General features: G+C 63.7%; 6 protein-coding genes. 3 read left to right on the forward strand and 3 right to left on the reverse strand.

Features of this window, described 5'->3' with window-relative positions:
* The first annotated feature begins 217 nt into the window (after positions 1 to 217).
* Together LDN85_RS07175 and LDN85_RS07180 are read left to right on the forward strand one after the other, a co-directional pair.
* Complete coding sequence (locus LDN85_RS07175; RefSeq protein ID WP_223944993.1) at positions 218 to 5,842, forward strand: DUF6531 domain-containing protein; 5,625 nt, start codon at positions 218 to 220, stop codon at positions 5,840 to 5,842.
* Between the two features lie 1,450 nt (positions 5,843 to 7,292).
* The gene (locus LDN85_RS07180) at positions 7,293 to 7,628 is read left to right on the forward strand and encodes a hypothetical protein (protein ID WP_139183447.1); all 336 of its coding nucleotides are present in this window, start codon (positions 7,293 to 7,295) and stop codon (positions 7,626 to 7,628) included.
* A gap of 58 nt (positions 7,629 to 7,686) precedes the next feature.
* Here LDN85_RS07180 and LDN85_RS07185 read toward each other — a convergent pair whose 3' ends face one another.
* From LDN85_RS07185 to LDN85_RS07195, 3 genes are all read right to left on the reverse strand, one after another.
* The gene (locus LDN85_RS07185; protein WP_223944994.1) at positions 7,687 to 9,369 is read right to left on the reverse strand and encodes a DUF885 domain-containing protein; all 1,683 of its coding nucleotides are present in this window, start codon (positions 9,367 to 9,369) and stop codon (positions 7,687 to 7,689) included.
* Positions 9,370 to 9,435: 66 nt separating this feature from the next.
* Positions 9,436 to 9,690: an acyl-CoA carboxylase epsilon subunit gene (locus LDN85_RS07190; RefSeq protein WP_091550704.1), complete on the reverse strand. Its 255-nt coding sequence runs from the start codon at positions 9,688 to 9,690 to the stop codon at positions 9,436 to 9,438.
* The gene (locus LDN85_RS07195; protein ID WP_091550702.1) at positions 9,687 to 11,270 is read right to left on the reverse strand and encodes an acyl-CoA carboxylase subunit beta; all 1,584 of its coding nucleotides are present in this window, start codon (positions 11,268 to 11,270) and stop codon (positions 9,687 to 9,689) included. The genes LDN85_RS07190 and LDN85_RS07195 overlap by 4 nt, the downstream gene beginning before the upstream one ends.
* Before the next feature lie 212 nt (positions 11,271 to 11,482).
* On the opposite strand from LDN85_RS07195, the gene LDN85_RS07200 reads away from it, so the two are divergent.
* A complete protein-coding gene (locus tag LDN85_RS07200; RefSeq protein ID WP_091550700.1) occupies positions 11,483 to 12,361 on the forward strand; it encodes an NAD(P)-dependent oxidoreductase in 879 nt (292 codons plus the stop codon).

The following is a 12,361-nucleotide window of genomic DNA, read 5'->3' on the forward strand; positions in this document are numbered from 1 at the left end:
TTTTTGGTGTGAGTGTGGGGGCCGGGTGATCGTGCTGCGTTGATGCGTGGTGTGGTTGCCCGGCCGTTGCACTGTGTTGCTGTAGCGCCGGTGGTTGTAGCGCGGGTTGTTGTGGTGCCGGTGGGTGTGGTGCGGGGTCGTGCCTTGTGGGTGTGGTGCGGGTTTTTGTGGGTTGTTGGGTTTTGTTCGCGTTCTTGTTCTGTGGGGGGCTGTGGTTGTGACCGAGTTCGTTGAGATGCCGTTGTTGCCGGATTCCGATGGTGCCCATGGTGGCCGGTTTGTGTATGGGGTTGCTGAGTCGGTGAAGGGTGCTTTTGAGTCCGCAGCGTCGCGGGTTGATGAGCATTTGGGGTCGCGGACGCCGTTGGTGACCGGGGCGGGGGAGGATTTCCGGGGGCATTTTTCGGAGGTGTTCGCGGCGAACGCGGTGACGGCGTCCCGGGACGCGGAGTCCTTGGCCGCGGCGTTGCGGAAAGTCGCGGAGTATGTGGGCACCATGATCGAGCGTGCGCGGGAAGAGGATGACCGGCGTCGGGAGAACAACGAGTGGGTGCGGCGGCATAACAACCGCAACTGGCTTGAGCAGTTTGGTGACAGCCTTTGGGGTGAGGAGGCGCGTCCGAATATGGAGCCCGGGAGTGGGCCGTCGTTCCCGTCCGAGGCTCCGGTGCCGGGGTCGCGGGAGACCCCTGGCCCGGGTGGCGGGTTTGGGGGCGGGGTGTCCTCGGCGCGTCCGGAGTCGTTGCGGACTTTCGCTGCGGGTTCGCGTGGTCTGGATGAGGGTGTTGCGTCGGTGCCGGGGTCTTTGGAGTCGGAGTTGTCTTCGTTCGCGGACCGGTGCGGGTGGGGCCGGATCGACGCTGCTGGTGTGGTGAGCGCGTTCCGGCAGTATTTGGCGGCGAATGAGGCAGACGCGGGGTGGGCGTTGGTGGTCGCGGACGCGTTTGCTGCTGCCGGGGGTGAGGGTGCGGTCTCGACCCTGTCGGATGCGGCGGTGAACGAGGCGTTGGCCGCGGCGGGGGTTTCGGGGACCCGGACGGGGTTGGTCATTGACCCGCCGACGGCGGCCGGGGCGGTGCCCTCGTCCGGGTATGCCAATGATCCGGTGAACACGGCCACGGGGAATTTCATTGAACCGGAAACGGATCTGGGGTTCGCCGGGGCGGCCGCGGACCTGGCGGTCACAAGGATGTATAACTCTCTCGGTTCGGGCCTGGGCACTGTTGGGGTGTTTGGTCCGGGGTGGGCGTCGGTGCTGGACCAGCACCTGGTCCTGACTGATGAGGGGTGCCGGTGGGTGATGGCCGACGGCCGGGCGGTGGACTTCCCGCGTGAGGGTGCGGGTTGGGCCCGCGCCGTCGGGGAGAACTACTGGCTCACCCGCCACCCGGTCGAGGAACCGTGGTTGGCGGAGCTGACCTCGGTCCCCGAAGGTGTTACCGAGGTGTTGGTTGTGACTGATAACCAGGGCGGTTGGTGGGCTTACACCACTGCCGGGGTGTGGCTCGGGACCGGGGCAGGGCCCGGCCGGACCATCTCCGCCCACCGTGAAGCCGCGGCTGCATCTGTTGCGGAGACTGCGGTCGATGGTGGTGTGCCGGGTGTGGTGTGCCGGTTGGTGCATGTGCGGGGCCGGTTTGTGGAGATTGATTACGTTGATGGTGTGGTCGGGGTGGTCCGTTCCTCGGATGGGCGCCGGGTTGAGTACGGGTACGACGCCGAGGGCCGTTTGGTCACCGTGGGCACGGAGACCGGCACCCGTAGGTATGGGTGGAACGAGCAGGGCTTGATCGGGTCGGTGGTCTCGGCCGCGGGTGTGGTGGAGGCCGAAAACACGTATGACGAGGCCGGCCGGGTCATCATGCAGGTCACTCAGCATGGGCGGCGGACGCGGTTCGCTTATTTACCGGGCCGGGTCACGGTGGTCTCTGATGAGGACGGGTCCCGGTCGAATTCCTGGGTCGCTGATTCGAAGGGCCGCCTGGTGGGGGTGCTGGACGCGGAGGACCGGCGCCAGTCCATGTCTTATGACGGGCACTCGAATCTGGTGTCCTTGACCGAGCGTGACGGCGCGGTCACGGTCCATGGTTACGACACCCGGGGCCGGAAGATCCGGACCGTGACCCCGGAAGGCGCGGACCTGAGCTACGGCTGGGACGAGCAGGACCGTATCACCACCCTGGTGACCGCGTCCGGGTCCGTCGTGACCTATGAGTACGCCGATGAGCTGTCCCGGGACCCGTCCGTGGTGGTTGACCCGTTGGGTGGCCGGACCGAGCTGGTGTGGCGGGACGGGCTCCTGACCCAGGTCACGGACCCGGTTGGGGTCATGATTGGTTTTGAGTACGACGGGTTCGGGGACCTGACCGGAACGTCCAACGCCGCAGGTGACACCGCGAGGATTGTGCGGGACCGGGCGGGCCGTCCGGTGGCGGCGGTGAGCCCGTCGGGGGCTGAGACACGGTTCGGTTATGACGAGGCCGGGGTGTTGGTGCGTCGGGTGGACCCGGACGGGGCGGTGTGGGCGTTCGAGCACGACGCCGCGGGCCGGACCACCGCGGTGGTCGCCCCGGATGGGGGCCGGACGGTGTTCGAGTACGCCCCCAACGGGGAACTGTCCCGCACCACCGACCCGCTCGGCCGGGTCGTGGAGCGGGTGGTTGATGAGCTGGGTAACCTCACGGCTGCGGTGTTGCCGGACGGGGGCAGGTGGGGCTTCACCCACGACAACCTCTCCCGGCTGGTGGGTATCACGGACCCTGCCGGGCATGACTGGGTGCGGGAGTACGACACGGTCGGTGCCCTGACCGCCGTGATCGATCCGACCGGTGTCCGGACCGGGGCGGTCACCGACCGGACGGCCGGGACGGCGTCCCTGACGGACGCGTTCGCCGCGAATACTTATAGTTTTGATGAGTACGGCCGGCCCACGAAAATCGAATCTGTCGACGGGTCCGCGGAACTCATCACGTATGACGGTGCGGGCAACCCTGTCGAGTTGGTCGATGGTGAGGGCGGGTTGACGGTCCTGGGCCGTGACGCTGCGGGGAAGATTACCTCGATTACCTCACCGACGGGGGCGGTGACCCGGTTCGAGTACGACCACTGCGGCCGCCCGTGGAAGAGCATTGACCCGGTCGGGGCGGTCACGGAACTGTCCTACGACGTCGACCAGCGCCTCACCGCGAGGAGACTGCCCACCGGTGAGGTCGAAACGTTCGCTTACGACGCGTGTGGCCGGTTGACCGCGAAGCACACCCCCGGGGACGGGACGGCCCGGTACGGGTACGACAAGGTTGGGCGGCTGAGTTTTGCCCAGGATTCCTGGTACGGGACCCGCCGCTTCGAATACAACCTCGCCGGGGAACTGACCGGGACCATCAACGGGGTGGGTGGCAGGACCGGCTTCGAGTACGACACCCGCGGCCGGCTCACCCGCATCACCGACCCCAATGGTGGGGTCACGACCCGCACGTATACGGCCACGGACCAAGTCGATTCGGTGACGGACCCGCTCGGGAGGGTCACCACGGCGACCTACGACGCGGCAGGCCGGCAACTCTCCCAGACGGACCCGGACGGGCACGCCACCACCTGGGCCTACGACGCCGCGGGCCGGGAAGCGTCCACCTCGGTGGACGGTGCCCTGATCGCCGCCATTGAACGTGACGTGGCCGGCCGGCGGGTGGTCATCACCGACCATACCGGCGGGGCGGGGTATGCGGTGGAGCGCGAACTGTGCTTTGACCGCCGCGGCCTCCTCACCCGCCGCTCCAACGGGACCGGGACCGGGACCGGGAGTCAGGTGTTGGGGTGGGAGTATGACGGTGACGGGAACCGCACCGCCTTCACAGACCCCACCGGCACCACCACCCGTTACATCCGCGACGCCGCGGGCCGGGTCGTGAAGGTGTCGAACCCGTTGCTCGGGGACGCGGCCTTCACCCACGATGCCTCCGGGCGGATCACCACCGCGACCGCCGGGGAATACTCACAGGAATGGGTGTATCGGGGAGGGGCACTCGTCGAGCACACACGCACCACCACCGCCGACAACGGCACCAACCCTCCGGGTGCTGCTGATGTGACGTTGATCGGTCGTGAGGACGGCGGCCGGATTACCGGTCTGTCCAGGGGCGGGGTCGTGACCCGGTACGGGTACGACACTGCCGGGCAAATGGTCTCCGCCACCACCACTGTGACTGGCTCGGAGGCGTCGGGTTCGGTGGTGGGGTGGGAGTACGACGCCGGTGGGCGGCTTCTCCGCGAAACCACCCCCACCGGGGCGCGCACTTTTGAGTACGACGCCGCAGGTCAGCTGTCGTCTGTGACGGAACCTGACGGTTCGGTCACCGAGTTTGTGTATGACGGGCTGGGCCGCCGGGTCAGGGTGATCGGGGCCGACGGGTCCTGGACCGAATACGCCTGGGGCCCCACCGGCTACCTCACCGGCACCATCGAGAAGGATCGGGACGGGGCCGAACGAAACCGGCACCGGCTCCACGTCGACGCGCTCGGTGAACTCGCCACCGTGGACGGCACACCATTGTGGTGGGACACCGCAGCGCCCGTGCCGACCCTCGCCGGTGCCAACACAACCCAGGTGTTGTCCCTGCCCGGCGGTGTCACCGGCATCGGCGACGCGTGGACCACGCCCGGGTGGCGTGCCGCCCGCCCCACCGATCAGCACGATCCCTGGGCCGTCCTCGGCACCCCCACCACACCCAACCCGGGCAGCCCCTTAGCTGCTATTGCTGGTGGTCTGGGTGGTGTGTTGCCCGCCGGTATCGGCCTGACCGCCGGTGGCGGGATCGACATCGCAGGGCTCGAATGGCTCGGCAAACGCGCGTACGACCCGGCCACCCGGGGATTCCTCTCCACCGACCCCCTCGCCCCCGTCCTCGGCGCGGGCTGGGACGGGAACCCCTACTCCTACGCCGGAAACAACCCCCTCAACACCACCGACCCCACCGGCCTGCGGCCCCTGACCGACGCGGACCTGAAAGCCTACGACGGGTCCTCCCGCGGCGCCATCGCCGCAGCGGGGGACTGGCTCGGAGACAACTGGGAATACGTCGTGGGAGGGGCCGCTGTGGTCGGCGGGGCCGTGTTGATGTTCGTCCCCGGCGGACAACTCGCGGGCATGGGATTGATGAGCTTCGGCGCCGACGTCGTCATCCAAAAAGCAACCACCGGCCACGTCAACTGGGGCCAAGCAGCGATCTCCGGCGGCCTCGGCATGATCGGCGGCGGGGTCGGGATGATGGCGGGCAAACTCGTCAACAATCCCGTGGCCCGGATGGCCGTGGAAAACGGAGTTGAAGGGGCGATCAGCGGAGCCGGGGGCTACCTTACCGGCCCAGGACCCCACACCCCAACGGGCCTCCTCGGCGCAACAGCCCTCGGCGGAGGAACAGGCGCACTCCCCATCGGAGGCGCCGCAAACAGGGTCGACCTCCGGGCCCTGCCCACGACCCGCCTCGGCGAATTGCCGCCTTCACCAATGGTTTCGTCTAATCCGGCTGGATCGGCATTCATTGCTAGCGCAGACGGAGTTGTGATACCGACGAGTCGTACCACCTTGGAAACAGGTTTTCAAAGAGCGGGTTTTCATGGTGTACCGACAACTTCCCCAGGGATGATGTACAGCATGCCGGATGGTAGTCTAGTGCGAATTATGGAACCTTCAGGCGCTGCCCAACTTAGGGCTTCATTTACGAATGCGAATGATGGCTTGATCAATCCTTTTACTGGAAAGCCAGTGCAGCCGCCGAGTGGTCTTACGAGGTCTGACCGGGTTCTCTATGTCCGCGAACGCACGCACGTCAACCTGATGCCATGACTAATCACCGCTTCGCCCTTCTCAGGGACGCTCTGCCATTGTCGGTAACGCACATAGTGGCCAACGACCCATTCGTGTGCATAATGGGCGAGAATTGGTCGCTTGCGTTGAACTGCCCGTGGGAACTTGAAACACCAGAAGGCACGATTCCTTGGGAATCCGAAAACCTTGAGGCTGAGGCAGAGAGGTTAATCGGTAGCTCACTTGAGGCCATATCTGCGGCGACCCCTGGGGCTTCGGATCTTGTTTTTCATTTTACGGGGGAATGCTCAATTCATGTTTTCGCTGATACGGACCTTCTCCCTTGGGTAATGCGAGTGCCTGGCCTCACATTTGACGGTCAGAAAAGTTTGTTTGAATAAAATGTGGTGACATATTTCCAGACAGCTGCTCTTTCACTTAACGCGTTTTCTATTCATTAGACAAAAGTTGACCTTGCTAGTTGGGTAACTTCCGGACCTTACCTATGCGACGGCAATATGCTCATCTGGCCGAGACAGCCGAAAAAGCCTAGCGTTGGGTAGGGGGAGGGACAAGCATCCCGCAGTTTTCACGATTGCTGCAGGGGTTACCCAATCGCTGGGGGGCGTCTTCCATAGGGCCGATTCTGCAGTCTTACCCCCGACCCGATACCAGTTGCCGCGGTAGGGACTCTGGTGCTCGCCAATGAATAGGGCACGTATCTCAAGGAGGAAACATGAGCGCATCAACGGGTCGGGAGGTGTCAGGCCATCTATCCGAGAAGTCGCAGAGGCAACTCCGGAGGGATCGATGGGTTTTTTGGACGATCGTGTCCTCGGCCTTACTGGTGCCTGTCGCTATATTTATTGTGGCGACGGTTTCGGATGCGTATGACGAGACTCATAGAGTGTCCATTGAATGCACGGTTATGGGTGCGGAGGGCGGTCTCGGGTCAGGGGGAGGGACCTGGTCGCGGGTGCAGATAAGCACCTCCGATTGTGGAACCCTGACGTTGACAAGGGGTATCACCGAGTCGAACCGGGATGCCGTGGCAAGCGAATTGGCCGGCGGTGGACGCTTCGCCTTCCAGATTGGCGCAACAACACAATCAACGTGGAAGTTGCACGAGATGTTACGCATCACGCCGATGGTCTATTCATTTCAACAAATCGACTGAGCTAGTGGAACAGCCCGGACATGGATGATAATGTGCTGGATTCTTGAAACACCTGGATACGAGGTAGACGACCCTCGTGAAGAGCTGCTTCAGGAGTGCCTCCCGGGCCATTCCTCAGCTGTCGATGACGGAGAATCTGATGTCTTACGAACGGCCATATCGGCAGTGTTGCGGACCATTGATAATGAGGATCTCGTCTCGCACGTCGACGCTACGGAAACTCGGTTGAGGGAGCTCCTTCACGATGTGAAATGAACTGTAGAGTCTGTTCGAGAATTCAGATGTGCTTGACGGCCACTGGGAGGAAAACCATTGACGCAGAATCTTGCATTGCCAGTTCTTTATGACCGCATGATCGAGCGAGGCATAGTGGATCTGGAACCTTGGGAACTCCTACGAGGAGCACAGCAGGCGCAGCGAATGAAACACACAGACGAGGTTTTCCCTGGCTGGAACCTGATTCCTTTTGCCTGCAGGTCCGATAACGATGATGTGGCCTGCTGGACCGGAAAGAACGTCGTGGTCGTCGATGACTACGACGTGATGCGGGACGCAACTGGGGCGGCCGTACGCCACCAGGCAGCGGAATACCACTCGATGGATGAGTGGCTGATTGCGGCAGTACGGGATTTCATGGAGTTTGACTGAACCAGCGTCGCAGCACATCGAGTGCCCCCAGCTTCTGGCCGGAGGCACTCGAGCCGGGTCAGCCCAGCAACGCCCGGCGCAGCACGTCCAAACCGACCGAGCCGATGTTCAACGCCTTGCTGTGGAAGGACTTGAGGTCGAAGTCTTCACGGGACTCCAGCTCGGCACGGATCTGCTCCCACAGACGCTGCCCCACCTTGTAGGACGGAGCTTGTCCCGGCCAGCCCAGGTAGCGGGTGAATTCGAACTGAAGCTGGCCTTCGCTGATGTCGAGGTTGGCCTTGAGGAAGTCGAAGCCCTTCTCCGGCGTCCAGGTGCCGGTGCCCCAGCGTTCGGGGACGGGCAGTTCCAGGTGCACACCGATATCGAACACTACGCGGGCTGCCCGCATCCGCTGGCCATCGAGCATGCCCATGTGGTCACCTGGGTCTTTGAGGTAGCCCAGTTCCAGCATGAGCTGCTCGGCGTAGAGCGCCCAGCCTTCACCGTGGCCTGAGACCCAGCAGACGTTGCGGCGCCAGTTGTTCAAGAGTTCCCGGCGGTATGTTGCCGTGGCGACTTGGAGGTGGTGGCCGGGCACCCCTTCGTGGAAAACGGTGGTGGTTTCGGACCAGGTGGTGAAGGTGTCTTCGCCTGCCGGCACTGACCACCACATGCGTCCGGGCCGGGAGAAGTCGTCGGAAGGGCCGGTGTAGTAGATGCCGCCCTCGTCGGTGGGGGCAATCATGCATTCGAGGGTCTTCATAACGTCCGGGATGTCGAAGTGGACATCGGCCAGCTCGGAGACAGCGCGGTCGGAGAGTTCCTGCATCCAGGCTTTCAAGGCGTCGGTGCCCTTGATCTGGCGGGCAGGGTCGCTATTGAGTACGGCCTTGGCTTCTTCAATGGAGGCGCCGGGCTTGATCTGCGCCGCGACCTTTTCCTGCTCGCCGATAAGCCTCTCGAGCTCCTGAACGCCCCAAGCGTAGGTCTCTTCCAGATCTACTTCGGCCCCAACGAATGAACGCGAGGCCAGCGCGTAGCGTTCGCGCCCGACTGCATCCTTCTCCGGCGCCAGGGGCAACAGTTCGTCCCGAAGGAATTCACCCAAGGCGCTGTACGCAGAACGCGCGGCCGCAGTCCCGGCGTCGAGCTTTGACTGAACCTCGGCGGGCAGCGGGGAGCCACCAATAGCAGCGTTGGTGGCCATTTTGGCGAAGAAGCCATCCTCTGAGGCGTAGCGGCCGGTCTGCTCGATCACGATCCGGACCTGGCGGGCGGCGGCTACTTTCCCGGCGTCGGCAGCGGAGCGAAGCGACTCAATGTAGCCCGCAATGGCGCCAGGAACGTTGGCTGCACGGCCGGCAAGGTGTTCCCACTGTTCAACGGTCTCGGTAGGCATGAGATCGAAAATGGCGCGGATGTCCTGGGCAGGAGAGGCAATGTTGTTCAGGTCGGCGAGGTCCCAACCCGACTCGTGGATCTCCAATTCCAGGCCGAGCCGCTCGCGCATGGCGTCCAGGGTGACGGCATCCACGTCGTCCGACGGCTCAAGGCCTGCCAGGGCATCCAGGGCCAACCTTGTGGCCTCCGCGTGAGCCTCGGCACCGGCAGGGGAGTAGTCCTGGTATTCGGTTTCGTGTCCCGGCAGGCCCAGCGTGGTGGCAAAGCCGGGATTGAGTTCGATCAACTTTTCTGTGTACGCGTCAGCTACGGCATCGATGGCGGACTTCGGGCGTACTGGAGTGTTTGCAGTAGTCACCCACAGAGCCTAGCCGCGACACCGCTTACGTGAAAGGGTTGTTGAACTTTTCTACGTGCGGGAAAACTAGCCGCGACTGCGCTTCCATGCGCCAGGGCCTGGTGACGGGTCCAGCCGCAGCTGCTGGCGTCGCACCCAATGCCGGACGTTCGGCTTGGCTGCGGCAGCCTCCTGCTGCGTACCGAGTGAAACCACGACGGCGGCAAGTGCCGCGAGCTCTTCGGCTGTCGGTTCGCCTTTGACCACCGAGAACAGCGGGACGGCGGGTTCTGCGGGAGCGGCGTCCGGCGCCGAATCGGCGCGATGCTTGGGCGTGGTCACAGCGGGATGTTTCCGTGCTTCTTGGTGGGCAGGCTGGCGCGCTTGTCGCGGAGGGCGCGGAGGCCGCGGATGATCTGGAGGCGCGTGTCGGACGGAGCGATGACGGCGTCTACGTAGCCCAGCTGAGCTGCCTGGTAAGGGTTGAGGAGTTCTTCCTCGTAGCCCTGGATGATCTCGGCGCGCTTGGCTTCCACGTCGCCGCCGGCTTCGGCAACGGCAGCAAGGTCGCGGCGGTAAAGGATATTCACGGCACCCTGGGCGCCCATGACGCCGATCTGGGCGGTGGGCCATGCGAGGTTGAGGTCCGCGCCGAGCTTCTTGGAGCCCATCACGATGTACGCTCCACCGTAAGCCTTGCGGGTGATGACCGTGAGCTTGGGGACCGTTGCTTCGGCGTAGGCGTAGAGGAGCTTGGCCCCGCGGCGGATGATGCCTTGGAACTCCTGGTCCTTGCCGGGCAGGAAGCCGGGGACGTCCACCAGGGTGATGATGGGGATGTTGAAGGCGTCGCAGTGCCGGACAAAGCGGGCAGCCTTTTCCGAGGCGGAGATGTCCAGGGTGCCGGCGAACTGCATGGGCTGGTTGGCCACGATGCCCACGGTGTGTCCCTCAACGCGGCCGTAGCCGATCATCACGTTAGGGGCGTACAGGGACTGCATTTCGAGGAAGTGTGCGTCGTCCACGATCTGCTCAATGACCTTGCGCATGTCGTACGGCTGGTTGGCGGAGTCGGGGATCAGCGCGTCCAGTGCTTGGTCGTCGTCGTTGAGTTCCAGTTCCTGGTCGTGCTCCACCACGGGTGCTTCCGAGAGGTTATTCGAGGGCAGGAAGTCCAGGAGTTCGCGCACGAACTCGATCGCGTCAGCCTCATCGGAGGCCAGGTAGGTGGAGGTTCCGGTGGTGGCATTGTGCTGGCGTGCCCCACCGAGGGTTTCCATGTCCACGTCTTCGCCGGTGACCGTCTTGATGACGTCAGGGCCGGTGATGAACATGTGCGAGGTCTTGTCCACCATCACCACATAGTCGGTCAAAGCAGGGGAGTAGGCGGCGCCGCCGGCGCACGGGCCCATGATGAGGGAAATCTGGGGGACAACGCCGGAAGCATGGACGTTGTTGCGGAAGATGTCAGCGAACATGGCCAGCGAGGCGACGCCTTCCTGGATGCGCGCGCCGCCGCCGTCGTTGATACCCACAACAGGGCACCCGTTGCGGAGGGCGAATTCCTGGACCTTGACGATCTTCTCGCCGTTGACCTGGCTCAACGAGCCACCGTAGACGCTGAAGTCCTGGCTGTAGATCGCGATGAGGCGGCCATCAACGGTTCCGTATCCGGAGACCACGCCGTCGCCGAGGGGTTTCTTTTTCTCCATGCCGAAAGCGGTGGAGCGGTGCACTGCGAGGGCGTCGAATTCGACGAAGGAGCCCGGATCAACCAGGAGGTCAATGCGTTCGCGGGCAGTGTTCTTGCCCCGGGCGTGCTGCTTCTCAATCGCTTCCGGGCCGGAAGGTTGCTCTGCACGGGCCTGGCGGTCGCGGAAGTCGGCAATCTTTCCCGCTGTCGTTGTCAGATCGTGGCTCATCAAGTGTCTCCGGCTCTGTAGCTGATTTTCGCTGGCGCAATTCGGTGTTGGTCATGAAGCTTAAGTAGCTTCCGTACAAAGAACAGGCCCCGCAGGCCAGTCTAGTGACGCCTTTGCCGCGAACCGCTGTAGAAACCCTACAATTTTCCGCGTCCAAGCCAAAGCCACCCACATGTTACCCGCCAGTAACATAGTTGGGTTAGAGTGTCCCCATGACTTCAAGCAACGACGCTTCCGGCGCACTTGCGCCGACGCAGACTCCCTACGTAGCTACTGGCTCGCTCAAGGGCAGGACCATCCTGATGTCCGGCGGCAGCCGGGGCATCGGCTTGGCCATCGCCACGCGTGCGGCCCGGGACGGCGCCAACATCGTGCTCATGGCCAAGACGGGAGATCCCCATCCCAAACTCGAAGGCACAGTTTTCACCGCCGCCGATCAGCTGGTCGCTGCCGGTGGGCAGGCTTTGCCGCTCGTTGGGGACGTGCGCAATGATGACGACGTCGCCGCCGCTGTAGCCGCCGCCGTCGAGCGTTTCGGAGGTATCGACGTCGTGGTCAACAACGCCTCGGCCATTGACCTTTCCCGGACCGATGCTGTTGACATGAAGCGTTACGACCTCATGCAGGACATCAACGTTCGTGGCACCTTCCTGCTCTCCAAGCTCGCGCTGCCGGCGCTCAGGGAATCCAGCCACGGCCACATTCTCACCCTGTCCCCGCCGCTGAACCTGGACCCGAAATGGGCCGGCATGCATCTTGCCTACACCATGGCCAAGTACGGAATGAGCCTGACCACCCTGGGATTGGCCGAAGAGCTCAAGAACGACGGCGTGTCGGTCAACTCCCTCTGGCCCTGCACGCTGATTGATACAGCCGCGATCCGGAACATGCCCGGCGGGCAGCAAATCGTGCAAGCAGCACGAGGCCCCGAAATCATGGCCGATGCCGCACATGCTGTCCTGACCGGTTCCGGGGCAACAGGCAAATTCTTCACGGACGAGGAGGTCCTGACAGCAGCCGGTGTGTCGGATTTTTCGACCTACAGCCTCGGTGCACCCGAAGACCGCCTGGTTCCGGACATCTTCCTCTGA

The organism is Arthrobacter sp. StoSoilB20, from assembly GCF_019977295.1.
GTDB classification, from domain to species: Bacteria; Actinomycetota; Actinomycetes; order Actinomycetales; family Micrococcaceae; genus Arthrobacter; species Arthrobacter nicotinovorans_A.

What these genes read in the sequence shown, in the direction of transcription:
- LDN85_RS07195 (WP_091550702.1), bottom strand. Translation starts at nt 11,270, where the DNA reads ATGAGCCACGATCTGACAACGACAGCGGGAAAGATTGCCGACTTCCGC.
- LDN85_RS07200 (WP_091550700.1), top strand. Translation starts at nt 11,483, where the DNA reads ATGACTTCAAGCAACGACGCTTCCGGCGCACTTGCGCCGACGCAGACT.